Annotated in this window: 23 protein-coding genes, 10 tRNA genes and 2 pseudogenes; 13 read left to right on the top strand and 22 right to left on the bottom strand. The window is 40.1% G+C overall.

Features of this window, described 5'->3' with window-relative positions; translation table 11 throughout:
- Position 1: 1 nt before the first annotated feature.
- From ACU5DF_RS22615 to orn, 11 genes are all read right to left on the bottom strand, one after another.
- Positions 2-78: transfer RNA gene (locus ACU5DF_RS22615), tRNA-Met, on the bottom strand.
- A gap of 60 nt (positions 79-138) precedes the next feature.
- Positions 139-214: transfer RNA gene (locus ACU5DF_RS22610), tRNA-Gly, on the bottom strand.
- A 33-nt stretch (positions 215-247) separates the two neighbouring features.
- Positions 248-324: transfer RNA gene (locus tag ACU5DF_RS22605), tRNA-Met, on the bottom strand.
- 81 nt (positions 325-405) lie between these two features.
- A tRNA-Gly gene (locus ACU5DF_RS22600) sits at positions 406-481 on the bottom strand.
- 34 nt (positions 482-515) lie between these two features.
- Positions 516-592: transfer RNA gene (locus ACU5DF_RS22595), tRNA-Met, on the bottom strand.
- Between the two features lie 87 nt (positions 593-679).
- Positions 680-755 (bottom strand) — tRNA-Gly (locus ACU5DF_RS22590).
- Positions 756-788: 33 nt separating this feature from the next.
- Positions 789-865: transfer RNA gene (locus ACU5DF_RS22585), tRNA-Met, on the bottom strand.
- A gap of 84 nt (positions 866-949) precedes the next feature.
- Positions 950-1,025 (bottom strand) — tRNA-Gly (locus ACU5DF_RS22580).
- 33 nt (positions 1,026-1,058) lie between these two features.
- Positions 1,059-1,135, bottom strand: a tRNA-Met gene (locus tag ACU5DF_RS22575).
- Between the two features lie 74 nt (positions 1,136-1,209).
- A tRNA-Gly gene (locus ACU5DF_RS22570) sits at positions 1,210-1,285 on the bottom strand.
- 135 nt (positions 1,286-1,420) lie between these two features.
- Positions 1,421-1,966: an oligoribonuclease gene (orn, locus tag ACU5DF_RS22565; protein WP_045101075.1), complete on the bottom strand. Its 546-nt coding sequence runs from the start codon at positions 1,964-1,966 to the stop codon at positions 1,421-1,423.
- Positions 1,967-2,064: 98 nt separating this feature from the next.
- Between orn and rsgA the strand changes: the two genes are divergently transcribed.
- Both rsgA and asd read left to right on the top strand, forming a co-directional pair.
- A complete protein-coding gene (gene rsgA / locus ACU5DF_RS22560) occupies positions 2,065-3,120 on the top strand; it encodes a small ribosomal subunit biogenesis GTPase RsgA (protein WP_045101074.1) in 1,056 nt (351 codons plus the stop codon).
- A 57-nt stretch (positions 3,121-3,177) separates the two neighbouring features.
- Positions 3,178-4,041: an archaetidylserine decarboxylase gene (asd, locus tag ACU5DF_RS22555; protein ID WP_446714304.1), complete on the top strand. Its 864-nt coding sequence runs from the start codon at positions 3,178-3,180 to the stop codon at positions 4,039-4,041.
- Between the two features lie 61 nt (positions 4,042-4,102).
- Here asd and epmA read toward each other — a convergent pair whose 3' ends face one another.
- Positions 4,103-5,077, bottom strand: a complete 975-nt coding sequence (gene epmA, locus ACU5DF_RS22550) for an elongation factor P--(R)-beta-lysine ligase (RefSeq protein ID WP_446713665.1) — start codon at positions 5,075-5,077, stop codon at positions 4,103-4,105.
- 407 nt (positions 5,078-5,484) lie between these two features.
- Here epmA and frdA point away from each other — a divergent pair, with 407 nt between their 5' ends.
- From frdA to frdD, 4 genes are read left to right on the top strand one after another with little or no spacing between them, the layout of a single operon-like run.
- Positions 5,485-7,296, top strand: a complete 1,812-nt coding sequence (gene frdA, locus ACU5DF_RS22545; RefSeq protein WP_045101071.1) for a fumarate reductase (quinol) flavoprotein subunit — start codon at positions 5,485-5,487, stop codon at positions 7,294-7,296.
- Positions 7,296-8,039, top strand: coding sequence for a succinate dehydrogenase/fumarate reductase iron-sulfur subunit (locus tag ACU5DF_RS22540; protein WP_045101070.1), 744 nt, complete (start codon positions 7,296-7,298; stop codon positions 8,037-8,039). The genes frdA and ACU5DF_RS22540 overlap by 1 nt, the downstream gene beginning before the upstream one ends.
- 2 nt (positions 8,040-8,041) lie before the next feature.
- Entirely contained in the window at positions 8,042-8,425 is a 384-nt protein-coding gene (gene frdC / locus ACU5DF_RS22535; RefSeq protein WP_446714303.1) for a fumarate reductase subunit FrdC, read from the top strand.
- Positions 8,426-8,436: 11 nt separating this feature from the next.
- The gene (gene frdD, locus ACU5DF_RS22530; RefSeq protein WP_446714302.1) at positions 8,437-8,799 is read left to right on the top strand and encodes a fumarate reductase subunit FrdD; all 363 of its coding nucleotides are present in this window, start codon (positions 8,437-8,439) and stop codon (positions 8,797-8,799) included.
- A gap of 132 nt (positions 8,800-8,931) precedes the next feature.
- On the opposite strand, the gene efp is transcribed toward frdD, so the two are convergent.
- Positions 8,932-9,498 carry an elongation factor P gene (efp, locus tag ACU5DF_RS22525; RefSeq protein WP_045101067.1) on the bottom strand — a complete coding sequence of 189 codons (567 nt, stop codon included), beginning with the start codon at positions 9,496-9,498 and terminating at the stop codon, positions 8,932-8,934.
- 32 nt (positions 9,499-9,530) lie between these two features.
- On the opposite strand from efp, the pseudogene epmB reads away from it, so the two are divergent.
- Positions 9,531-10,554: pseudogene (epmB, locus tag ACU5DF_RS22520) on the top strand (EF-P beta-lysylation protein EpmB).
- A 107-nt stretch (positions 10,555-10,661) separates the two neighbouring features.
- Here epmB and pfkA read toward each other — a convergent pair.
- From pfkA to ACU5DF_RS22505, 3 genes are all read right to left on the bottom strand, one after another.
- Positions 10,662-11,624 (bottom strand): 6-phosphofructokinase, encoded by a 963-nt coding sequence (pfkA, locus tag ACU5DF_RS22515; RefSeq protein WP_122033786.1) that lies wholly within the window; start codon positions 11,622-11,624, stop codon positions 10,662-10,664.
- A gap of 217 nt (positions 11,625-11,841) precedes the next feature.
- Positions 11,842-12,747, bottom strand: a complete 906-nt coding sequence (fieF, locus tag ACU5DF_RS22510) for a CDF family cation-efflux transporter FieF (RefSeq protein ID WP_446713667.1) — start codon at positions 12,745-12,747, stop codon at positions 11,842-11,844.
- 160 nt (positions 12,748-12,907) lie between these two features.
- Positions 12,908-13,399, bottom strand: a complete 492-nt coding sequence (locus ACU5DF_RS22505) for a CpxP family protein (protein ID WP_045101063.1) — start codon at positions 13,397-13,399, stop codon at positions 12,908-12,910.
- A gap of 197 nt (positions 13,400-13,596) precedes the next feature.
- Between ACU5DF_RS22505 and ACU5DF_RS22500 the strand changes: the two genes are divergently transcribed.
- The 3 genes from ACU5DF_RS22500 (at position 13,597) to ACU5DF_RS22490 (ending at position 16,275) form a co-directional block, all read left to right on the top strand.
- Positions 13,597-14,283 carry a response regulator gene (locus tag ACU5DF_RS22500; protein ID WP_446713668.1) on the top strand — a complete coding sequence of 229 codons (687 nt, stop codon included), beginning with the start codon at positions 13,597-13,599 and terminating at the stop codon, positions 14,281-14,283.
- A 3-nt stretch (positions 14,284-14,286) separates the two neighbouring features.
- Positions 14,287-15,678 carry an envelope stress sensor histidine kinase CpxA gene (gene cpxA / locus ACU5DF_RS22495; RefSeq protein ID WP_446713669.1) on the top strand — a complete coding sequence of 464 codons (1,392 nt, stop codon included), beginning with the start codon at positions 14,287-14,289 and terminating at the stop codon, positions 15,676-15,678.
- Positions 15,679-15,795: 117 nt separating this feature from the next.
- Positions 15,796-16,275, top strand: a complete 480-nt coding sequence (locus tag ACU5DF_RS22490) for a tRNA (cytidine(34)-2'-O)-methyltransferase (protein WP_045101060.1) — start codon at positions 15,796-15,798, stop codon at positions 16,273-16,275.
- A gap of 100 nt (positions 16,276-16,375) precedes the next feature.
- On the opposite strand, the gene cysE is transcribed toward ACU5DF_RS22490, so the two are convergent.
- The 4 genes from cysE to ACU5DF_RS22470 form a co-directional block, all read right to left on the bottom strand.
- Entirely contained in the window at positions 16,376-17,197 is an 822-nt protein-coding gene (cysE, locus tag ACU5DF_RS22485) for a serine O-acetyltransferase (RefSeq protein WP_045101059.1), read from the bottom strand.
- Between the two features lie 18 nt (positions 17,198-17,215).
- Positions 17,216-18,247, bottom strand: coding sequence for an NAD(P)H-dependent glycerol-3-phosphate dehydrogenase (gene gpsA, locus ACU5DF_RS22480; protein WP_446713670.1), 1,032 nt, complete (start codon positions 18,245-18,247; stop codon positions 17,216-17,218).
- Between the two features lie 163 nt (positions 18,248-18,410).
- The gene (secB, locus tag ACU5DF_RS22475) at positions 18,411-18,890 is read right to left on the bottom strand and encodes a protein-export chaperone SecB (RefSeq protein WP_446713671.1); all 480 of its coding nucleotides are present in this window, start codon (positions 18,888-18,890) and stop codon (positions 18,411-18,413) included.
- 129 nt (positions 18,891-19,019) lie between these two features.
- Entirely contained in the window at positions 19,020-19,472 is a 453-nt protein-coding gene (locus ACU5DF_RS22470) for a rhodanese-like domain-containing protein (RefSeq protein WP_446713672.1), read from the bottom strand.
- 221 nt (positions 19,473-19,693) lie between these two features.
- On the opposite strand from ACU5DF_RS22470, the pseudogene ACU5DF_RS22465 reads away from it, so the two are divergent.
- Positions 19,694-20,839 (top strand): annotated as a pseudogene (locus ACU5DF_RS22465) (murein hydrolase activator EnvC family protein).
- A gap of 100 nt (positions 20,840-20,939) precedes the next feature.
- Here the strand turns inward: ACU5DF_RS22465 and ACU5DF_RS22460 are convergent.
- On the bottom strand, positions 20,940-21,473 hold the full coding sequence (locus ACU5DF_RS22460; protein WP_446713674.1) for an FxsA family protein: 534 nt from the start codon (positions 21,471-21,473) through the stop codon (positions 20,940-20,942).
- A 433-nt stretch (positions 21,474-21,906) separates the two neighbouring features.
- On the opposite strand from ACU5DF_RS22460, the gene aspA reads away from it, so the two are divergent.
- Together aspA and ACU5DF_RS22450 are read left to right on the top strand one after the other, a co-directional pair.
- Complete coding sequence (aspA, locus tag ACU5DF_RS22455; protein WP_045101053.1) at positions 21,907-23,355, top strand: aspartate ammonia-lyase; 1,449 nt, start codon at positions 21,907-21,909, stop codon at positions 23,353-23,355.
- 364 nt (positions 23,356-23,719) lie between these two features.
- Positions 23,720-25,021: an anaerobic C4-dicarboxylate transporter gene (locus ACU5DF_RS22450; protein WP_446714301.1), complete on the top strand. Its 1,302-nt coding sequence runs from the start codon at positions 23,720-23,722 to the stop codon at positions 25,019-25,021.
- A 66-nt stretch (positions 25,022-25,087) separates the two neighbouring features.
- Here the strand turns inward: ACU5DF_RS22450 and ACU5DF_RS22445 are convergent, their stop codons facing one another.
- The gene (locus ACU5DF_RS22445; protein ID WP_446713675.1) at positions 25,088-25,513 is read right to left on the bottom strand and encodes a universal stress protein; all 426 of its coding nucleotides are present in this window, start codon (positions 25,511-25,513) and stop codon (positions 25,088-25,090) included.
- Positions 25,514-25,613: the final 100 nt, after the last annotated feature.

The following is a 25,613-nucleotide window of genomic DNA, read 5'->3' as shown; positions in this document are numbered from 1 at the left end:
GTGGTTGCGGGAGCAGGATTTGAACCTACGACCTTCGGGTTATGAGCCCGACGAGCTACCAAACTGCTCCATCCCGCGTCCGGATGCATTGTTTAAGACAATGAGACTATAAACCATCTTACTCTTCAAGAGAGAAAATGGAGCGACACACGAGGCTCGAACTCGTGACCTCAACCTTGGCAAGGTTGCGCTCTACCAGCTGAGCTAGTGTCGCATGATCAACGCTATAAAGCATTCAATCTAAATGTGGTTGCGGGAGCAGGATTTGAACCTACGACCTTCGGGTTATGAGCCCGACGAGCTACCAAACTGCTCCATCCCGCGTCCGGATGCATTGTTTAAGACAATGAAACTATAAACCAATTTCAATTTTCAGAAGTACTTCATTAAGTACTAAAAAGAAATTGGAGCGACACACGAGGCTCGAACTCGTGACCTCAACCTTGGCAAGGTTGCGCTCTACCAGCTGAGCTAGTGTCGCATGATCAACGCTATAAAAGCATTCAATCTAAATGTGGTTGCGGGAGCAGGATTTGAACCTACGACCTTCGGGTTATGAGCCCGACGAGCTACCAAACTGCTCCATCCCGCGTCCGGATGCCATTGTTCAAAGTACAATGGGAACTTATTATCCAATATCTCTTTTCGAGAAGAACCTATAAGGCTCTTAAAGAGAAAATGGAGCGACACACGAGGCTCGAACTCGTGACCTCAACCTTGGCAAGGTTGCGCTCTACCAGCTGAGCTAGTGTCGCATGATCAACGCTATAAAGCATTCAATCTAAATGTGGTTGCGGGAGCAGGATTTGAACCTACGACCTTCGGGTTATGAGCCCGACGAGCTACCAAACTGCTCCATCCCGCGTCCGGATGCGCATTGTTTAAGACAATGAAACTATAAACCAATTTCAATTTTCGAGAAGTACTTCATTAAGTACTAAAAAGAAATTGGAGCGACACACGAGGCTCGAACTCGTGACCTCAACCTTGGCAAGGTTGCGCTCTACCAGCTGAGCTAGTGTCGCATGATCAACGCTATAAAGCATTCAATCTAAATGTGGTTGCGGGAGCAGGATTTGAACCTACGACCTTCGGGTTATGAGCCCGACGAGCTACCAAACTGCTCCATCCCGCGTCCGGATGCATTGTTAAGTACAATGAAACTTTATCCTATCATTCAATTACATTGAACAATACGTTTTAATTTTTTGGAGCGACACACGAGGCTCGAACTCGTGACCTCAACCTTGGCAAGGTTGCGCTCTACCAGCTGAGCTAGTGTCGCATTCTGATAAGGAGTAGCTCCTCGTTCAGAGGCTGCGAATTATACGAGTAAAACGTGATGATGCAAGCGGATTTTGAAAAAAAAACGAAAATTCTTTAAAATCCGCAGCTTTCGCTCAACAAATAATCAAATTTATTAAATTGTGAATATGTTTTTACGGTAATACTGTAATTCAGCAATGGATTCTCTAATATCATCCAATGCTAAATGTGTTCCTGTTTTTTCAAAACCATCAAGTACTTCCGGTTTCCAACGACGAGTCAGCTCTTTAATTGTACTCACATCAACACAACGATAGTGAAAATACTCTTCTAATGTCGGCATATGCTTATATAAGAAGCGACGATCTTGACCAATGCTATTACCACAAATTGGGGAAATACCTTTTGGTACCCACTTTTCAAGAAAAGCGATTGTCTCTTCTATCGCGGTCGTTTCAGTATGTTCACTCACTTGTACACGAGCGACCAGTCCACTATTGGTATGTGTATTTGTACACCAATCATCCATCTTAGCCAACTCTTCTTCTGACTGATGAATAGCAATAACAGGCCCTTCTGCTAAAATATTTAGCTGAGCATCAGTTACAATGGATGCGATTTCGATGATTTTATGAGTTTCAGGATCCAATCCTGTCATCTCCAAATCAACCCAAATCAGGTTTTGATCATTAATTGCCATAGAGAGTTGCCTATTTTGTAACTAAAAAGGGTATGATACTCGGGCCGATTTATCTTTCAACATAAAACTGAAAGCCAACCTACAAGTGAAATCATTTCGTGGCAAAAAAGACAAAGTTAACTAAAGGCCAAGTTCGCCGAGTACGTTCTAATCAAAATAAACGTATAGAAAAAATAAAGACCACCGTTGAGTGGGATGAATCCTCATTAGAAGCTGCTAAAGAAGGGTTAGTAATTACTCGCTTTGGTCAACATGCGGATATCGAAGATCCAGAGAGCAAAGAAATACATCGCTGTAACTTACGTCGAGGTATTGAAAGCTTAGTATCTGGTGATCGTGTTATTTGGCGTCCAGGTACAGAAGTACTTGCAGGTATATCTGGTGTTGTGGAAGCAGTTCAACCACGAACATCAATGTTAACTCGACCTGATTATTACGATGGCATTAAACCGGTTGCAGCCAACGTTGATCAAATGGTCATCGTCTCATCTATCCTTCCAGAACTGTCACTGAACATTATTGACCGCTATCTTATTGCCTCAGAGACTTTACAGATAAAACCATTAATCGTATTAAACAAAGTCGATTTGTTATCAGACAAAGAATTTATCGATGTTAGACAAATTTTAAGTCTATATGAAGATATTGGCTATAAGGTAAAATTTGTCAGTAAAGAATCAGGTTATGGCATCGAAGAATTAGAAGCTGAGTTAAAAGATCATATCAATATCTTTGTTGGTCAATCTGGCGTAGGTAAATCAAGCTTAGTAAATGCATTGATGCCTGAGCTTGAAATTATGGAAGGTGCAGTATCTGAAAACTCAGGTCTTGGTCAGCACACCACAACTGCCGCCCGTTTATACCACTTCCCTCACGGTGGCGATCTTATTGATTCTCCTGGTGTTCGTGAGTTTGGTCTATGGCATTTAGAAAAAGAAGAAGTTACTGAGTCATTTGTCGAGTTTAAAGACTTCATCGGCGGCTGTAAATTTAGAGATTGTACACATAAAGATGATCCTGGTTGTATCCTTCAAGAAGCCGTATCGAATGGTAAAATTGCCAAACTTCGTTTTGATAGCTACCATCGAATCATTGAAAGCATGTCAGAGAATAAGGCTAATCGCCAATTTTCTCGCAGCAGAAAAGCCGATTAATAACAAAGTAAAGATGTGGTAATATCCACTATTATTGATAACTAGTAGGCAAAGAACGTGTCAGATAATTTAAAAATTGGGTTACAATATTTAACCCCAAAACATGCACTTACTCGTTTGGCTGGCAAATTAGCATCAGCAAAAATGGGTTGGTTAACAACAGCGGTAATAAAGTGGTTCATCAAACAATATAAAGTTGAAATGAGCGAAGCTAAAAACCCAGATCCTGCAGCATATTCTACATTCAACAACTTCTCTGTTCGTGAATTAGAAGATGGCGCACGCCCAATTGATGACAATGATAATGTGATCTCCCATCCCGCGGATGCTTGCGTAAGTCAATTTGGTCCAATTACTGATGGTCAACTAGTTCAAGCTAAAGGTCATGTATATTCTGCTCAAGAGTTACTTGGTGGCGATGCTGAATTAGCTGATGAATTCATGGGCGGCGAATTTGCTACTCTGTATTTATCACCACGTGATTATCATCGAGTTCACATGCCATGCGATGCGACATTACGTAAAATGATTTACGTTCCTGGCGACCTCTTCTCTGTAAATCCATTAACTGCAGAAAACGTACCAAATCTATTCGCTCGTAATGAACGTGTTGTCTGTATTTTTGATACTGAATTTGGCCCAATGGCTCAAGTTCTTGTTGGTGCAACTATCGTTGGTAGTATTGAAACTACATGGGCTGATACGGTGACTCCACCTACTGGCCCTGCGGTTAAAACGTGGCATTACCCACTTTCTGGCGATGATATGATTTGCTTTAAGAAAGGCGAAGAAATGGGTCGTTTTAAATTAGGCTCAACCGTTATTAACCTATTTGCACCAAACTCAGTGAAGTTTGATGCCTCAATGGAAAACGGAGCTCCAACTCGAATGGGTACTCCATTTGCTCATATCGCAAAATAATTAATTCCATTAAGAAATCATTAAATAGCGAACCTTGTGTTCGCTATTTTTTTAGTTATTGCTAAGCTCTATCAAAAGGAAAAGCCATAACTTGATCGATGTGCTTTTCTCCCATTGCCAACATGATCAAACGGTCAATACCGAGAGCAACGCCCGCACAATCAGGAAAACCAGCTTCTAATGCCGCAATCAAATGATAATCGATAGGCTGTTCAATTAAGCCCATTGACTTACGTTTCGCATTGTCTTCTTCAAAACGGGCAAGTTGTTCCTTGGCATTATCTAACTCATGAAAGCCGTTCGCTAGCTCAATACCTTTAAAGTACACCTCAAAACGCTCAGCTACTCGCGAGTCCGTCGGATTAATCTTAGCAAGAGCTGCTTGAGACGCTGGAAAATCATAAACAAAAGCAGGAACGTCTAAACCAATCTTCTCTTCTACACCCATACTGAATAACAATTGCAGTAATGTATCTCTATCTTCTTCGATGTCCGCTATATCTGATAGCCCCAACGGAGCTGCAACCGCTCTTAATTCATCCATAGAAGCCTCTAATGGACAAATACCAAGCACCTTAATAAACGCGTCTTGATATGTCATTCTCTCGGAATCACCACACTGTAGCACTAGTATCAGCAGTTCATTCATTTCATCCATCAATTGATGATGATCGAAGCTTGGTCGATACCATTCCAACATCGTAAATTCAGGGTTATGAAAACGCCCTGCTTCTTCATTACGAAATGCCTTATTAATTTGGTAAATCGCACCACTTCCAGCCGCCAATAATCGCTTCATATGAAACTCGGGACTGGTCATAAAATACAAATGAGCACCATCAGCATAACCCGGTCCAACAAAATCCGTTTGGAAAGTATGAAGATGCACGTCCGTCACAGTCGCATGACTCATCGCTGGTGTATCTACTTCCATCACTTTTCGCTCAGAAAAAAACAAACGAATCGAAGCAAGAATATCAGCGCGTTGCTGTAATTGTTCAATTGATGCGCTAGGCATCCAATATTGACTAGTCATAATTTTACACATTAGAAAAACTTATCCAAAATAATACCTGATAACCCATTTTAAGGTTACCTATTTTTTAACTTCAAAAATACCCTTAACCATCAAAGGGATACAGGTCCGATAAGAATCATTATCATATATAAAGCAACAACTTACATACAAATAGTAGAGAATATTAACAGCTTTAACTAGTTGATAGAGATCACACTATCCGCAATAAACTGCCCCATTAGTGGTACTTGCTCTACAAAACTTTATCCATATCAATTTTTATTACAAAAGCTCACATAGAATAGGTAACAGAATTTTTCAGTTACTATTTGCTCTTTTTTGTCATATGAGCAGGCTAGATTCTCATAATTAGTCACAATCAAGTGATTAGTTTAATTTTTTATCTTTTATCCCGGAGGATAACTGTGAAAACTATAACCACAGATATCGCAGTAATCGGCGCGGGCGGTGCAGGCCTACGTACAGCCATTGCAGCTGCAGAAGCTAACCCAGAGCTAGAAATTGCTCTGATTTCAAAAGTATACCCAATGCGTTCACATACAGTGGCTGCAGAAGGTGGTTCCGCTGCCGTGACCAAGGAAGAAGATACACTAGACAATCACTTCAACGATACTGTTGGCGGTGGTGATTGGCTGTGTGAACAGGATGTTGTTGAATACTTTGTAAAAAATGCATACCGCGAGATGACTCAACTAGAACAATGGGGTTGTCCTTGGAGCCGTAAAGAAAATGGCGAAGTGAATGTTCGCCGTTTTGGTGGTATGAAAGTTGAACGTACGTGGTTTGCTGCCGATAAAACGGGCTTCCACATGCTTCATACTCTATTCCAAACTTCAATGAAGTACCCTCAAATCAATCGTTACGACGAGTATTTTGTTGTTGATATTTTAGTTGAAGATGGTCAAGTTCAAGGTCTGATTGCTATTCATATGGCTGAAGGCGAACTTATCTGTATTAAAGCAAAATCAGTTGTACTTGCAACGGGTGGCGCAGGTCGTGTTTACCACTGTAATACCAATGGCGGTATCGTTACTGGTGATGGTATGGCAATGGCATTCCGTCACGGTGTACCTCTGCGTGATATGGAATTCGTACAATATCACCCAACAGGTTTACCAGGTACTGGCATCTTGATGACTGAAGGTTGTCGTGGTGAAGGCGGTATCATGGTAAATAAAAATGGTTACCGTTACCTACAAGATTACGGTATGGGTCCAGAAACTCCTATCGGTGAGCCAAAGAACAAATACATGGAACTAGGTCCTCGTGACAAAGTTTCTCAAGCGTTCTGGCATGAGCAGCAAAAAGGCAACACTATCAAGCACCCTCTTGGTGATGTAGTGCATTTGGATCTTCGTCACCTAGGTGAAGAGTACCTAAATGAGCGTCTACCGTTTATCTGTGAGCTATCAAAAGCCTACGTTAACGTTGACCCTGCAAAAGAGCCAATTCCAATTCGTCCTACTGTTCACTACACCATGGGTGGTATTGAAACGGATAAGAACAACGAAACAAACATCAAAGGTCTATTTGCTGTTGGTGAATGTTCTTCTGTTGGTCTTCACGGTGCAAACCGTCTAGGTTCAAACTCACTTGCTGAGTTAGTTGTATTTGGTCGCCTTGCAGGTGAAAAAGCCGCTGAACGTGCCGCTGAATTCACAGTTTGGAATGACAACGCTATCCAAACACAGATTGAAGAAGTTCAAGGTCGTATTGATGCACTACTAGCTCAAGAAGGCGATGAAAACTGGGCTGACATCCGTACTGAAATGGGTCACTCAATGGAAGCTGGCTGTGGTATTTACCGTAAAGAGCACGAGATGCAAGATACGGTTGATAAACTGGCTGAGCTGAAAAAGCGCTACAAAAACATCAGCATCAAAGACAAAGGTAAAGTGTTCAACACAGACCTATTGTACGCTATCGAAATTGGTTACGGTCTTGAAGTAGCTGAAACAATGGCTCATTCTGCAATTCTGCGTAAAGAGTCTCGTGGTGCACACCAACGTCTAGATGAAGGTTGTACTGAACGTGATGATGTGAACTTCCTAAAACACTCATTAGCGTACTACAACAAAGATGCAGCACCGACGATTAAATACAGCGATGTAACCATCACTAAATCTCAACCAAAAGCTCGCCTATATGGTGAAGCGGCAGAAAAAGCAGCAGCGGCAGAAGCTGAAGCGGCGAAAAACGCAGAGGAGAAAGCATAATGACAGCTGGCAATAGAGTCCAAAAAGTAAACATTATGCGTTACGACCCAATGGTAGATGAGAAACCTTATCTACAAGCATTTGACGTACCTTGTGATGATACAACCTCTGTACTTGATGCAATTGGTTACATCAAAGATAACCTAGACAAAAACCTATCTTACCGTTGGTCTTGTCGTATGGCGATCTGTGGTTCTTGTGGCATGATGGTAAACAACGTACCAAAGCTTGCATGTAAAGCATTCTTACGTGATTACCCAAATGGCTTAACACTGGAACCATTAGCGAACTTCCCTATCGAGAAAGATTTGATTGTTGATATGACGCCGTTCATCGAGCGTTTAGAAGCAATCAAACCTTACATTCTTGGTAACGATCGCACTCCAGAGCAAGGCCCTAACACCCAAACTCCAGAGCAAATGGCTAAATACAAACAGTTCGCTGGTTGTATCAACTGTGGCCTATGTTACGCAGCCTGTCCTCAATTCGGCTTAAACCCTGAATTTATCGGTCCTGCAGCACTGACTCTTGCACACCGTTACAACCTTGATAGCCGTGATAATGGTTCTGCTGAACGTATGAAGCTTATCAATGGCGACAATGGCGCATGGGGCTGTACGTTTGTTGGTTACTGTTCTGAAGTATGTCCAAAACACGTTGACCCTGCAGCAGCAGTTAACCAAGGTAAGATCGCATCGTCTCAAGACTTTGTTATCGCAATGCTTAAACCTCAGGAGGCATAAGGATGAGCAACCGTAAACCTTACGTTCGCGAAATGACACGTACTTGGTGGAAAGATCACCCTTTCTACCGTTTTTACATGGTTCGTGAAGCGACAATTTTACCGCTAATTTTCTTTACTACTTGCTTACTTGTTGGTTTAGGTAGTTTAGTAAAAGGTCCTTTAGCTTGGGCTTCTTGGCTAGATTTCATGGCAAACCCTATTGTGGTTGCTTTGAACATTGTTGCTTTAGCGGGTAGCTTATTCCATGCTCAAACTTTCTTTAGCATGATGCCGCAAGTAATGCCTATTCGTATCAGTGGTAAAACACTGGATAAAAAAGTAGTTGTACTTGCACAGTGGGCTGCTGTTGCAGCAATTACATTACTTGTACTGGTTATCGTTTAAGGAGAGTCATTGTGGTAAATCGTAATCCAAAGCGTTCTGACGAACCTGTATGGTGGGGCTTATTCGGTGCTGGTGGCACTTGGTTTGCAATGCTAACACCAGTAACGATCTTAGTTCTTGGTATCTTAGTTCCACTAGGTGTGATTGGTGCTGAATCAATGAATTACCTACGTGTTGCTGGCTTTGTTACTAGCATCATTGGTGCGTTATTTGTTATCGGTTCTATCTCTATGCCAATGTGGCATGCGATGCACCGCCTACATCACGGCATGCACGACCTAAAATTCCACATCGGAACAGCTGGTAAAATTGCTTGTTACACAACAGCAGCAATCTTTACTGCTCTTTCTGTTGTATTCATCTTTATGATCTAATCTAAAGCTGAAGCAATAAAAAAGGTTGGCTATGATGCCAACCTTTTTTATATCTACAATATAAATAACCTAATAAAAAAGGCCACCGAAGTGACCTTTTCTTTGACGTGTAAATATCAATAATAATTGATATTACTTAACACGACCTACGTATTCACCCGTACGAGTGTCTACTTTCACTACTTCACCGATAGCGATAAATAGTGGAACACGAACAACAGCGCCTGTTGCTAATGTTGCTGGTTTACCACCAGTACCTTGAGTATCACCTTTCAGACCTGGGTCTGTTTCAGTCACTTCAATCTCAACAAAGTTTGGCGGTGTCACTGTAATTGGATTATCATTCCAAAGAGTCACTGTACAAGTGTTGTTTTCTATTAACCATTTAGCCGTGTCACCAACCGATTTAACATCAGCAGCGATTTGCTCAAAGCTTACGCTGTTCATGAAATGGAAGAATTCGCCATCATTGTACAAGTAGTCAAGTTCTACATCGACAACATCAGCAAGCTCAAAGCTTTCACCTGATTTAAATGTTTTTTCTAGTGTTTTACCAGAAAGCAATTTGCGAAGTTTTACACGGTTGAATGCTTGGCCTTTACCAGGTTTAACATATTCATTGTCGATAATTGAGCATGGCTCGTTATCAAACATAAATTTCAAACCGCCTTTGAATTCATTGGTACTTACTGACGCCATGATTTCCTCTTAACATCGTTGAGTTATAAATAATGTCACACATAATAACCCGAAATGACGCTCCTGTTGAGCAAAACTGGCTCAAAGAGATCTCAAATGCGACCTCAGATCCTCATCAACTGCTTTCAACTCTAGGGATTGATAGCTCTCCGTGGGAGAAAGGATTAGAAGCGAAAAAGTTATTTGCGTTACGTGTGCCGACAAGTTTTGTCGATCGAATGGAGTTTGGCAACCCTTTTGATCCTTTATTACGTCAAGTATTGCCTTTAGATCAAGAATTCGAAGTACATGACGGATATTCGAACGATCCTCTCGATGAGCAAGACAACGAACAGCCTGGATTACTGCATAAATACAAAAACCGTGTTTTGCTAATATTGAAAGGAGGCTGCGCTGTAAATTGTCGTTATTGTTTCCGTCGTCACTTCCCCTATCAAGACAACAAAGGCAGTAAATCGGTTTGGCAAAAATCCATTGATTATATTGCTGAGCATCCAGAACTGAATGAAGTGATTCTTTCTGGGGGTGATCCATTAATGGCAAAAGATCACGAAATTGAATGGTTAATAAAACAAATTGAAGCCATTTCACATATTAAACGGCTACGTATTCATTCTCGTCTACCTGTCGTAATACCCAAGCGTATTACTAATACATTATGCAATTTATTTGCAAAGACAAGACTTCAGGTAATTTTGGTTACTCATATTAACCATGCAAATGAAATTAATTCTGAGCTAACAAATAAAATGATCCTGTTAAAACAGTCAAACGTCACTCTATTAAATCAAAGTGTATTACTTAAAGACGTCAATGATACAACAAAGGCTCTCACTGATTTAAGTGAGGCATTGTTCGATGCAGGTATTCTGCCTTATTACCCTTCATGTGTTAGATAAGGTGCAAGGGGCGGCTCATTTCTTTGTCTCTGATAAAGAAGCAAAGCGATTAATGGGAGAGTTAATTGAAAACGTTTCAGGCTATCTAGTGCCTACTTTAGCGCGAGAGGTGGGAGGAAGAAAAAGCAAAACCCCACTCGACCTCTATTTAGAATAAAGAAGTGATACCAATTTATAAATGAGTTAAAACACATCATTTTTCAAACATAAAAAAACCGAAGCCTAAACTTCGGTTTTCTTTTATAGCATTAACCTTATTCTAAATTAGAATAACTCTTCCGCTACTTTATAAAGTTCTAGCTTCTCAGGACGACGCATGTTTTCGATTGCATCGATGATATCGTGGTGAACAAGTTGTTCATTTTGGATACCAACACAACGACCACCATGGCCCTCAACAAGCAATTTAACACCGTAGTTACCCATACGAGAGGCTAAGATACGGTCAAATGCACCAGGTTGACCACCACGCTGAATGTGACCCAGAACTGTCGCACGAGTCTCACGACCTGTTTCAGCTTCGATCTCTTTTGCTAATGCGTTTGTATCTGTCATTAACTCAGTAATCGCGATAATTGCGTGTTTCTTACCTTTCGCAATACCATCTTGAATATTCTGAATCAGTGCTTCTTTGTTTAAGCCAGTCTCTGGAGTAATTACGTACTCACAGCCACCTGCAATTGCAGCCATTAATGTTAGATCACCACAGTGGCGGCCCATAACTTCTACAATTGAGATTCGTTGGTGAGAAGACGATGTATCACGTAAACGGTCAATTGCATCAATAACTGTGTTTAATGCCGTTAAGTAACCGATAGTGTAATCAGTACCTGCGATATCATTATCGATCGTACCTGGAAGACCGATACATGGGTAACCCATTTCAGTTAGCTTCTTAGCGCCCATGTAAGAACCGTCACCACCGATAACGATTAACGCATCGATGTCGTGTTTCTTAAGGTTTTCAATCGCTTTTTCACGAACAGCAACTTCTTTAAATTCAGGAAAACGAGCTGAACCTAAGAATGTGCCACCGCGGTTGATCATATCAGATACGCTATGGCGCTCTAACTTCTCGATACGATCTTCAACAAGACCTAAGTAGCCATCATGAATACCAAATACTTCTAGGCCTTCGGTTAATGCTGTACGAACAACACCACGAACTGCCGCATTCATACCTGGCGCATCGCCACCACTTGTTAAAACACCAATCTTCTTGACCATGGTTACCCTCTAATATGGTTGGGAATTTCAATTTCAATTTCTAATACAGCAAGCAGACTCCCTAATCTTCTCACCATTAATAATCTGTAATTTTTTTTCTTATGTAAGAGTATTACCATTTTACTGAAAAAGTTCGTTGATTCACATCAGAATCAATCACGACTATTTCATTTTTCTGTTACGAAAAAACAATAATTGCTAATAATACTACTAATTCTTACTGGTACTGAGTTTGCTCTCTGTCTGAGTCTAGCACAACTGAAAGCGGGTCTTGATGAATAATAATATCAGAATGTGGGAAAACTGTTAAAAGTTCATCTTCTACTTTGTCAGCAATTCGATGCGCTTCAACCAATGGCATTTGATCTGGCAGCTCTAAATGCAACTGAATAAATCGTGTAGGTCCAGCAAGACGAGTTCGTAAATCATGTATCCCTTGCACTCCATCTACTCGACAACAGGCTTCTCTAATCTGCTCTAACTCTTCTTTTGGTAGCTGCCTATCTAATAATAATTGAATTGCTTCGTAGGCCATCTTAAAGGCACTAATTAAAATATAAACGCCAATGACTAAAGCAAAAATAGCATCTGCTTGATGCCATCCATACCAGCTTAACGCAAGTGCTAACATAATAGCGGCATTCATAAATAGATCGGTTTTATAATGTAATGAGTCTGCGGCAATCGCTTGGCTTCCGGTTTGTTTAACCACCAATTGCTGAAACATAACAAGGCCAAAGGTGAGAACAATGGCAAACCCACTGACATAAACGCCCAGTTCAGGTGCAACTACATCTTGAGGACGAAAGAAACGTTCAACACCATTCAATAATAAGAAACAAGCCGATCCCGAAATAAACATCGCCTGAGCTAAAGCAGCTAAAGATTCAGCTTTACCATGCCCAAAACTGTGCTCTTCATCGGCAGGTTGCAAAGCATAACGAACAACCAATAAATTAGTAATCGACGCGCCCATATCAAGTAAAGAATCAACCAATGAAGCCAGTAAGCTTACCGAGCCGGTTACCCACCATGTTCCTAATTTGAATAACATTAAAATTGTCGCAACAATGGTTGCAAGCCATGCAGCAGTGGTAACTAAAGAGGCATATCGTTGAGTCATTTCTTTTCCATTCACCTAAAAATCAACTCTTAGTATAAAGCCTTAATCCAATGACCGTTATTCCATTTATTAATATATTTACAACAAAAAAATCATGAACAAAAAAACGGGCCTTTATTTTTCATAAAGACCCGCTTTAATTTATTAAACTTTTTGAAGATTATTTAGCGCAATCTGCAATGTATTTATCTTGGTTCGCTTTAAACTCTACTTTTTGCTCAGGCGTTAGGATATTCATCATTTCATGACGTTTTTTCATCATCTCAACACGACGATCAATTTGACGCTCTGACATTTTTTCAGCTAAATCACGCACTGCTTGCTCATCAAAGTTGTCAGCTAACATTAAGTTTTGCATTGCTTCATGATCCGCTTTCATTTCAGCAGTTGGTTGACGTTTTTGGCCTTTTTTAGCTTTATGCTCCGCTTTACGAGCATCACGCATTTCATCAAACTTATCTTCTTGAGCATCCGTTAAATCAAGAGCTTTGAATGCTTTTTTATTAGCCTTCATCATACACTTGCCGCCTTCCATGCCTTCACCACGCATGCCACCATGATGATCCTTACCACCCGCAGCAAATACCGATGCTGACGCTAAAGAAAGAGGAAGGATTACTGCGCCTAAAACCATTTTTTTCATCATGTTCATTGTGTTATCTCCGTTACAGAAAATTCATTTTTCATCAAGAGCAGCTCGTTGCTGCTTGGTATGCCATAAGAATAGCCCAACCAAAGTAAATGAGTGTATTTTGAGCGTAAAGCAACGTAAAGGTCATTTTCAAGGTTGGTATTCACCGAGGTATTTGGCGATACTGTAGTTATAGAATATTACGTAGGTAAAAAATAATGGCAAAGATTTTATTAGTTGATGATGATGTTGAACTAACGTCATTACTCAAAGACATTTTAAGTTTAGAAGGTTATAACGTTGTAGAAGCTAGCAATGGGCTTGAGGGTTTAGCAGCGGTAACCGATGATCTAGACCTTATCCTTCTTGATATCATGATGCCAAAAATGAATGGTATGGATATGCTACGAAAACTGCGTGAAACCAATGAAATCCCAGTCTTAATGCTGACAGCAAAAGGGGAAGAGATTGATCGAGTGATTGGTTTAGAACTTGGCGCAGATGATTATTTACCAAAACCATTCAGTGATAGAGAATTACTAGCTCGTATTCGTGCCATCTTACGCCGAACACAAACTAAAGCTAAAGAAAGTAATAGTAGCAATAGCATTAACTATCAGGGAATTGAAATATTTATCGGCAAACAAGAAGCCTATAGCCATGGTGAATTATTAGATTTAACTGGTACAGAATTTGGCCTACTGTCGCAATTTATTCAAAAACCAGGAGAGATCATTTCAAAAGAAGAGCTAAGTCTAGAAGTATTAGGTAAACGTCTTGCTCCTTTTGATCGTGCGATTGATATGCACGTATCTAACCTGCGTAAAAAATTACCTCCATTATCAGAAGGGAAACCACGTATCAAAACCTTACGTGGCCGCGGCTATTTATTTGTAGAGGAATAAGCCTTGTTTACCAAGAAAATAAAATTCCCTCTGGTTTCAAGCCTGTATGGTCGTATCTTTGCTATCTTTTGGTTCACCCTTTTATTGGTGCTTATTGGGGTCGTTATTGGCCCCAATTTTGATCCACGATCGCGTCATAACATTGCGACAGAACATCTAAATAAAATGACAGAAGTTGCTGCTTACATCACAGGAAAATACTCAGAGCGAGAAGGGTTAAAAACAACACTAAAAGAGATCAGCCATAAAGCTCATGATCATGATGAAAATCTAGCTCTCTTTTTTACAACCCCTACCGGTGAGATCCTAGATAAGCCTAGAGAATTGCGAGGACGAAAAAAAGCACTACTCAATTTTTTAACTCTGTCAGATGACCCAGAGCTGCCACAACAAAAACTTTATGGACGAACCATGATGGCTGGCCCTTTCGATATCATCATCGCTCAAGAAAAAGTCTATATGTATGTCGGAAGGTACTGGAAAAAACCACCACCATTTATTCTTCGTATTTTAGATAAACCAATACAACTTCTCTTAGTCACCATGTTGGTTAGTACCCCATTTTTACTTTGGCTTGCTTGGGCATTAAGTCAGCCAGCTAGACGACTACAAAAAGCAGCTGAACGGGTTGCTAGAGGCCAATTTGAAAAAGATGAAGCACTAGAGAAAGGACCAAGAGAGTTCAGAAAAACAGGCCAAAGCTTCAATCAAATGGTTGGGTCTCTAAACACCATGATTTCAGGACAACAAAGATTACTTTCCGATATTTCACATGAATTGCGTTCACCTCTGACACGCTTAAGAATGGCAACCGCACTGGCGACTCGTAAGCAAGGAGAAAGTGCCGAATTATCTCGTATTGATATGGAAGCAGATCGCCTTGAACAGATGATATCTGAGTTATTAGAACTATCACGGATCCAAGTGAACAGCCATCAAGAGCGAGAGAAAACTGACGCCTATTCACTATGGTTTGATATTTTAGAAGACGCCAAATTTGAGGCTGAACACATGAATAAGGTACTTACCTATTCAGGCTTAATTGAAACCCCTATTTTTGGTAATCCTAATCTACTAATGAGCGCCGTAGAAAATGTGATTCGAAATGCCATTAAATACGGCAATGACATTATTACGGTTAATCTAGAGCAGACGTCCAATCACTTTATTATTCATGTCGATGACAACGGCGAAGGTGTTCCTGAAGATGAATTAAAAGATATTTTCAAACCTTTCTATCGTGTTTCTACCGCTCGAGACAGAAGCAGTGGCGGAACGGGGTTGGGGCTTGCGATTACAGAAAGTGCGATACAGCAACACAGCGGAACCATCATTGCGAGCAAAAGTCCTCTTGGTGGATTACGTATGACAATTACTTTACCTATCGAACAATAATAACCTCTGACAACCTGGCTAATCTCAACCTAAGCCAGGTTGTTGTGAGTACGCCCTACCCCGACACCAATCAATTAGATATACTGCGTTTAATTTCCTTTTATTCAAGAGTTCATTATGTTTGAGATTGCGCTGTACGAGCCTGAAATTGCCCCAAACACAGGTAACATTATTCGACTGTCTGCTAATTGCGGTGCTAACCTGCATTTAATTGAACCATTAGGCTTTGATTTAGAAGAGAAAAAACTACGTCGCGCGGGTTTAGACTATCATGATCTAACTCATGTAAAGCGCCACAAGAACTATGCAGCTTTTCTTGAATATTTAGAAAATAACAGTGATTTAGAGCACCGTATTTTTGCTTGCACCACTAAAACCACAGGCCATCACACCACCCCAAGCTATCAAAAAGGGGATGTATTATTATTTGGTCCAGAAACTCGTGGGTTACCTGCTGATTTGATTGATGGCTTACCAATGGAGCAACGTGTTCGTATTCCTATGATGCCAGACAGCCGCAGTTTAAATCTGTCTAACTCCGTTGCTATTATTGTATTTGAAGCATGGCGTCAGATGGGGTTTGAAGGCGGGTTATAACTTCTCGTTTTTCATCGTCCAAATACAAAAATAGCCACTATAAAGTGGCTATTTTTATTAATAAAAAACAAGTAATAAAATGGATTAACTGGATCTAATATTAAATTCCATCACCAGAGATAAACGTCTGGGATTTTCCATTGAATTGCTGGTCCATATCGAAAGACGGTTTTTCTGTACTTGGTCTACCTACAATCTTAGCCGGAACACCTGCAACAGTTGTATGAGGAGGAACTGCTTGAAGCACAACAGAACAAGAGCCAATTTTCGCTCCCTCTCCCACTTCAATGTTACCTAAAATTTTTGCCCCTGCACCAATCATAACCCCTTCACGGATCTTAGGATGACGATCGCCACACTCTTTGCCAGTACCACCAAGAGTAACGTCTTGCAAAATAGAAACATCATTTTCCACAACCGCAGTCTCACCAATGACAATACCTGTAGCATGGTCAAACATGATCCCTTTACCAATTGTCGCAGCAGGGTGAACATCTACCTGACAAGCCACTGAAATCTCATTTTGCAAATAAGTAGCAAGCGCAACACGACCCTGTTTCCACAGCCAATTAGACACTCGGTAACCTTGCAGAGCATGGTAGCCTTTCAGGTACAATAATGGCATTGAATACATAGCCACCGCAGGATCTCGTGTTACCGTCGCACAAATATCACATGCCGCAGCATCGGTAATACTTGGATCTGAAGCAAATGCTTCTTCAACCACTTCACGCACAGCCATAGCAGGCATTGAAGCTGTTGCTAACTTGTTTGCTAGAATATAACTTAACGCTGCCGCTAAATTTTCATGTTTAATAATGGTGGCATGATAAAAGCTTGCAAGCATGGGTTCTTGCTCTGATTGCTCACGCGCTTCCTGAACAATTTTTTCCCAGACTTTATGTTTCTTACACTCATTCATTTTCATACCATCCTTGAATTACGATTCTGACTTTTTATCTCGCGCTAATAAATCTTGCGCTGCCATTCTTGCATCTTTTCCTTGATACAATACTTGATAAATTTGTTCAACTATAGGCATTTCTACACCCATACGCTCTGCAAGTAAAAAGACTTCTTTAGTATTTCTATAGCCTTCAACCACTTGACCAATTTCTTCTTGTGCACTATTAACATCGCCGCCCTGACCTAACGCCAAACCAAAACGACGGTTACGTGATTGGTTATCGGTACAAGTTAATACTAGATCACCTAAACCAGCCATGCCCATAAAGGTTTCAGCTTCTGCACCTAATGCAACACCTAGACGTGTCATTTCAGCCAAACCGCGTGTAATTAACGCCGTACGAGCATTAGCACCAAAGCCAATACCATCAGACATACCCGCGCCAATAGCGATAACATTTTTCACCGCACCACCAAGTTGCATGCCAGTAAAATCATTATTTGCATATACTCGGAACGTCTTTGAACAGTGAATCTTCTCTTGAAGATCTTTTACAAATTGCTGATCAGGTGACGCGACAGCAATTGCTGTTGGCATACCAGAAGCAAGTTCTTTAGCAAAAGTAGGTCCAGAAAGTACAGCCAATGAATGAGATTCACCCAAAGCTTCAACTGCCACTTCTTTTAATAAACGACCTGTTTCAGGCTCTAACCCTTTTGTCGCCCAACACACACGAGAATCTTCACGTAAAAATGCTTTTACATTACTTAGAACTAAACCAAATACATGGCTTGGAACTACTACCAACAAATCACGGCTTGCTTGTACTGCTTTTTCAAGATCAGTCGCCATGATCAGTGACGGTGGAAAAGGTACACCAGGTAAAAACTCTTCGTTCGCACGATCGGCCTCTAAGCGAGCCATGTGTTTTTCTTCATGTCCCCATAAAATCACTTTTGCGCCATTACGAGCAAGAGATATTGCCAGAGAAGTTCCATATGAACCCGCGCCAAGTACGGTCATTGATACATCAGAATAATCTGTTTGTGTTGTCATTATGGTCATCCAAATAAGTATTGAGAATACAAGGAGTGATAAAAGAAAAATGCACCTATTATCACGATATAAGATTCATATAAATATAGAACGTATATCAGATAAAAAGTGCATTTATTCTCTACAAGTTAATCAATAGCGCTAAGTTAATTAAAACTTAAGCTATCAATTATTAAGCTTCAGCTGGTGCTTCTGCGTTTTCTTGAGCTTGGTTTTGTAGGTAGTTCATAAACAATGCATCAAAGTTAACTGGTGCAAGGTTCAATTGTGGGAACGTACCTTTAACCACTAGGCTAGAGATTGTTTCACGAGCGTATGGGAAAAGAATGTTCGGGCAGAATGCGCCTAGGCAATGTGCTAGTTGAGCTTCTTCCATTTTACCAGCAGTAAAGATACCGCCTTGCTGAACTTCACAAAGGAAAGCGGTTTCTTCTTCGTTTTTAACAGTAACTGTTAAACGTAGAATAACTTCGTAAACGCCTTCACCTAATTCACGGCTTTGAGTATCAAGGTCCAGCTTAACATCTGGGTTCCACTCTTTTTGAAACATAGTTGGAGAGTTAGGCGCTTCAAAAGAAACATCTTTTAGAAAGATACGTTGAATTGCGAAGTTTTGTTGTTCTTGTTGTTCTTGTTGTGCAGCTTCAGCCATGAGAAAGTCCTTTAATGTATAATAAATATAGAAGCAGAATAACGATGTCTTATTACTCTGCATGTGTGATATCTAAAAAATGAGCCAGATATCACATCAAAATGAATCAGTTGCTTAGGAAATGGGCAATTACTTTTTGTTTTTTGCCGACTTCGCTTTTACTAACGGTAAGTTAGCTTCATTCCAAGAGATCAAACCGTTCTTAAGAAGTTTAACTTGCTCAAAGCCAGCTTTATGCAAATCGTTAGCAGCAGCTTGAGCCGTTTGACCTGTTTTACATACAACAATAATTGGGGTTGTTTTTGAGTTTTCAAGACCAGCTAAGTTACCTGCTTTAATATCGCTTGGTAAAATGTGACGAGCATCCGTAATGTGACCTGATTTGAACTCATCTTTAGAGCGAACATCTATAACGATCGCTTCTTCACGATTCATTAGGGTTGTTGCTTGTGCAGGATCAATCTCTTGATAGCCTGATGTTTTTTGCTTTACTACGTTTTGAATTAACGCAACAACAATACCAACCCAAACAACGGCTAAAATCATATTATTGGTTACAAAATCGATGATTGACGTTTCCATATTCTTTATCTCTAATGTGTAGATAAGCTGATGCATTCTAGCGATTCAGTTACCATTGGCTCTAAAATTAAGGCGAAAGTATACCCTAGGGTTTGTTTCGAGACTAGCAAGGATAAAAAAACTAACCAATCCAGCGAAAATGCTGTGATATTGGTTTTACAATTGAGAGCAAACACAAACTCTGCCTAGTCAGAAGGGACTCTATCTGAAATAATGCAGCGATGAACATATCTCGATTACATCTCTCTTTTTCTTATCGTCAATTCTGCCTGACAGCGGCAGTATGCTTGACGCTTTTTCTTCCTACACAAAGTCATGCTAATGACGCAGAACTTAAGGGAATGAAACAAGAAATATCTCGTCAAAGTTCAGTTTTAATAAAGCAAAAAAAAGCGCTTTCTAATCTGCAAACTGATCTAAGGCAACATGAAACTTCTATTGCTAATGCTTCAAAAAAAGCACGTACGGCAGAAAAAGAGCTTACAACATTAAAAAAATCGATTACCGCTTTAAAGCAACAGCAATCAGAGCTTAATCAACAAAAGATTGGGCAGACTGAAGTATTAAAAGAGCTATTAGTTAACTATTATCTGATCCATCACAATAGTCCGTTATCTAATGTCCTTAGTGGCGAAGAAGCTACTCAAATAGATCGCATGACACAATATGCACAACGCCTTTCAGAGACTCGTGTTGCTGCAATATCTCAATTAGAATTTACGAACATGCAGTTGAAAGAGAAAGAAGCAGCTCTTCTTAAGCAACAACAGCGTCAAAGCCAGGTGATAAGTCAATACAAGAAAGATAAACGTCACTTACAAACAGCGCAAAATAAACGTAAGAAAACAGTTTCAAGCATTAAAAAACGTATTTCAAATGAAAACAGCTATTTAAGTGAACTGCAACAAAACGAAAAACGTTGAAAAACAGCCATTTCAAAAGCTAAGATAAAAAATAATGTACCTATGGATGGGCTTAAACGTCAAAAAGGCCGCTTACCTTGGCCTGTGAATAATGCCAAAACCCTACACAGCTTTGGCACTAAACAAACAGGACAATTAACTTGGAAAGGCATGGTGCTTGCCAGTGACTATGGAACCCCAGTTAAAGCTGTTTATTCAGGTAAAATAGTATTTGCTGATTGGTTACGTGGCTATGGATTAATGGTCTTAATTGATCATGGTAAAGGTGATATGACCTTATATGGCTACAATCAAAGCTTAATGAAAAAAGAAGGGGACAAAGTACGCGCAGGTGAAACAATTGCAGTGGTTGGTGACAGTGGTGGTCAAGACAGATCTTCGCTATATTTCGAAATACGCCGTAACAGTAAAGCGCAAAATCCTCGTTCTTGGTTAAAACGTTAGGGCTTAATTAATCAGTAAATTCAGACAGTAAAAAAGCCGCGTTCTCAATTCATATAGAAGGAGAGCGCGGCTTTTTTAATTCAATTTATATATCGGGTGATTATTTTAGGGTTTTATTCGGATCGTCTTCTTTACGCTGAAACTCGCCTTCAAATACATCGCCTTGCTGGTCATTGTGGTTTGTCTGATCAAATGGGTTGCCTTGATTAAAAGGCCTGTTTTGGTCAAATCCACCACCGAAACCTGCATGGAATCCACCTTGTGATGCTCCCATGCCATTAACTTTTACACGACTCATTAATTGTTTTGCTAAATATGCTCTTGGTGCCGGTAATAATACAAGCATACCCAGAGCATCTGTCATAAAGCCTGGCGTTAATAATAGTACGCCAGAAACGGCTAACATTACGCCTTCTACGATTTGCTGTGCTGGTAATTCACCCTGTTGCAATTTTGATTGAACAGACATTAACGTTTGAATACCTTGGCTACGCACCAATGATGCACCAACAAATGCAGTGACCAATACCAATGCTATGGTGGGCCACATTCCTAACATTCCACCGACTTGCACAAACAGCGCAATTTCAATGATAGGAACAAAAATAAACATCACTAATAAAATAGGAAACACAACACACCTCAATTGGATTTAATACGATCTTTCGCTTTCTTGCTTCGTGTCAGTGTAGCAGGCATTAATCACAAGCCACATTTTCTCTCTCTATTATGTTAGATGCGGCACATCCGTCCATTTTTCAAGAAAGAACTCTGTAAAAGAGTGTAAACAGACACTCAAATTATTAACGCCATACGCAAGTTATATAACGTATAAAGTCAAGATATTAACAACTGGTGAGAGCGCTATCTCAATTTGATATAATTTGCAAAAATGAGCACCAAAAGGTGATCAAGTTAACATTTTTACCACTAAAGAGGTGTATGATGACCTCAAAACAAGGCATCAGGTACGATATTGATCACCTTCTGACGAACGGACTCTACTCGCAGATATGGTCACTTGGACAAAATCCAATAATTAAAATATAGAACCTTAAAGGCTTACTATGACTCAGATGCTTGATTTAGAAAAAACAAATACCGCTACTCGTATTGAAGAAGATTTGCTAGGTGAACGTCACGTTCCTTCTGAAGCTTACTACGGTATTCACACCCTTCGCGCTATGGAAAACTTCAACATTTCAAATGTAACTATTTCAGATGTTCCTGAGTTTGTTCGTGGCATGATCTACACTAAGAAAGCAGCCGCTTTAGCTAACAAAGAATTAGGTGCTATTCCTTCACAAGTTGGTGAGTACATCATCAAAGCATGTGATTTAATTCTTGAAACTGGCAAGTGTATGGATCAATTCCCATCAGACGTTTTCCAAGGCGGCGCTGGTACTTCAGTTAACATGAATGCTAACGAAGTAATTGCTAACGTTGCTCTTGAATTAATGGGCAAAGAAAAAGGCGAATACGACATCGTTAACCCTAACGATCACGTAAACCGCTCTCAATCAACTAACTGTGCTTACCCAACGGGCTTCCGTATTGCGGTATACAACAGCATCACTAAACTGATTGAAGCGATTGAATACCTGAAAGGTGCTTTCGATCTTAAAGATCAAGAATTCCGTAATGTTCTGAAGATGGGTCGTACTCAACTTCAAGATGCAGTTCCTATGACTGTTGGTCAAGAATTCCACGCATGGGGCGTTTTACTTCAGGAAGAAGTGAAAAACCTTAACTACACAGCGCAACTTCTTCTAGAAGTAAACATTGGTGCTACTGCAATCGGTACAGGCTTAAACGCTGCAACTGGTTACCAAGAAGCAGCCGTTCGCCACCTAGCAGCAGTAACTGGCCTAGAGTGTGTAGCAGCTGAAGATTTAATCGAAGCAACGTCTGACTGTGGCGCTTACGTAATGATCCACAGTTCACTAAAACGTACAGCAGTTAAACTGTCTAAGATCTGTAATGATTTACGTCTTCTTTCTTCTGGTCCTCGCGCCGGTCTAAATGAATTGAACCTTCCTGAGCTTCAAGCAGGTTCTTCAATCATGCCAGCAAAAGTAAACCCAGTAATCCCAGAAGTTGTAAACCAAGTATGTTTCAAAGTAATTGGTAACGACACAACAGTAACTTTCGCTGCTGAAGCGGGTCAACTGCAATTAAACGTAATGGAACCTGTAATTGGTCAAGCTCTATTCGAATCTATCGAAATCTTGAAAAATGCATGTGTGAACCTACGTGACAAATGTATCGACGGTATCACGGTAAACAAAGAAGTATGTGAAGCTCACGTATTTAACTCTATCGGTATCGTTACTTACCTAAACCCATTCATTGGCCACCACGAAGGTGACATTGTAGGTAAGATTTGTGCTGAAACAGGTAAAAACGTTCGTGAAGTTGTTCTAGAGCGCGGTCTTCTAACTGAAGAACAACTAGATGATATTTTCTCTGTTGAAAACCTAATGCACCCAGAATACAAAGCAAAGCGTTACGATTAATCGATAACATCTAAGAATGGCGAGCTCACTGAAGCTCGCTTTTTTTACCTCTTAATTACCTTACTGACAAAACACACAAAGTTATCATTCACCTTTTCATTTGGTCATCTTTGCCCTATTAGTAATGACAAATTTAGTAATGACAAATGTAGTAGTGGAAATTTGAATAATTATTTTAAAAAATCATACCAATAAAATTAATTAACTGGTCTATTTATTACGTAAAAACCACTTACAGCCAAAATAAGAATTATTATAAGCAATTGTTCTACAGTGCTAATTTTTCAATTTGACTATTAAGTGATTTCATCAGTAATAAGGAACAGGTAATGACTAGAATTGGTATTAAACTGGAGTAAACTTTATGATTGCTGTACAGCTTCTTGTCGTCTTACTGTTCATCTATTTAGGTGCACGTATTGGCGGTATTGGTATCGGATTTGCGGGTGGTGCGGGCGTTCTTGTCCTTACCATGATTTTAGGTCTTGATGCGGGTTCTATCCCTATCGACGTTATTTTGATCATCATGTCTGTGATCACGGCTATTGCAGCAATGCAAGTGGCTGGTGGTATGGATTGGTTAGTTGATCTAGCAGAAAAATTCTTACGTAAAAATCCAAAACACATTACTTTCTACGCACCTATCGTGACTTATTTCATGACAATGCTAGCAGGTACTGGTCACACTGCATTTTCTACACTTCCTGTTATTGCAGAAGTTGCTAAAGAACAAGGTGTTCGTCCATCTCGCCCACTTTCTATTGCCGTTGTTGCTTCTCAAATTGCAATCACAGCATCTCCTATTTCAGCGGCGGTTGTATTCTTCTCAGGTATTCTTGAGCCACTTGGTGTCGATTATTTAACACTATTAGCAGTATGTATCCCATCAACATTCCTAGCATGTATGGTTGGCGCATTCGTTGCTAACTTCCTAGGCTGTGAGCTAAAAGATGATCCTGTTTATCAAGAGCGTCTTGAGAAAGGCCTAATCAAAATGAATGGCGCAGGTAAGCGTGAAATTTTACCTACAGCGAAAGCATCTGTTTATATCTTCTGTGTTGCTATCGTCGCTGTTGTCGCTTATGCAACGATGATCAGTGGCAGTGTTGGCCTTATTGAAAACCCAACCATTGGTCGTAACGAAGCTATCATGGCACTAATGCTAACAGCCGCTGCTGCTATTGTTACTTTCACTAAGATTGATGCCTCTAAGATTGCTAATGCAGCAACCTTCAAATCAGGCATGAGTGCTTGTGTTTGTGTTCTTGGTGTTGCATGGCTTGGTGATACGTTTGTCTCTTCTCACATTGGTGAAATCAAAGAGTTTTCTGCAGAGATCCTTGCACAATACCCGTGGATGCTAGCTGTTGTTTTATTCTTTGCATCAATGCTGCTTTATTCTCAAGGTGCAACAACAACAGCACTAATGCCAGCAGCTCTTGCGATTGGTGTTGCTCCAATCACTGCTGTTGCTTCGTTTGCCGCAGTAAGTGCACTGTTTGTTCTTCCTACTTACCCTACGCTTCTTGCGGCGGTAGAAATGGATGACACAGGCTCAACACGTATTGGTAATTTAGTATTTAACCACCCATTCTTTATTCCTGGTGTTGCAACAATTTCAACTTCTGTTGCTCTAGGTTTTGTATTTGGCGGTATTATTCTTTAATTACGAAAATACATGAATACCCTTCAATGGCAGCTAATTTAGCTGCCATTTTTTATATCAGGCTTTTTATGATGTAAGCGGAACCACCAAAATATCAATCGGAGAGTGCTGAATTAACGGACGAGAATAAGAAATAATATTACTTAAAAAATCATGATGATGACCGCATACAATTAACTCAATTCCATTTTCAGCAACGACCATACTAACCTTGTTACTCAAATCGCCTGTCCCTACCCAAAAACTCTCAATAGGGAAGTCAGTGTACTGCTGAAATTCAGTCAACCATGTATTTGACGGTTCATTTAATGGTTTTCGTTCAGGCTCCGATTTTATGTCGACTAGTTCAGGATAAATTTCACCATGCGTTCCATCTACATGAATAAAAGAGACTTTTGCATTAATCAATTCAGCAATAGAGACAGCTCTATCAATCAATATATAGCTCTCTTTTGAAAGATCCAATGCGACAAGAATATGTTTGTACTTCATCACTATGTCCTTTTTATTTATAAATAAAATAAGCATAGTTTTAGTCATGAAAAAATAGTGTCGCAGAGATCTCGAAATGGTCATAAATCAAAAAAACTTC

Source organism: Aliivibrio wodanis (genome assembly GCF_052920805.1).
Note: the sequence above shows the minus strand (reverse complement) of the source record. Positions and strands in the feature narration are given on the sequence as shown.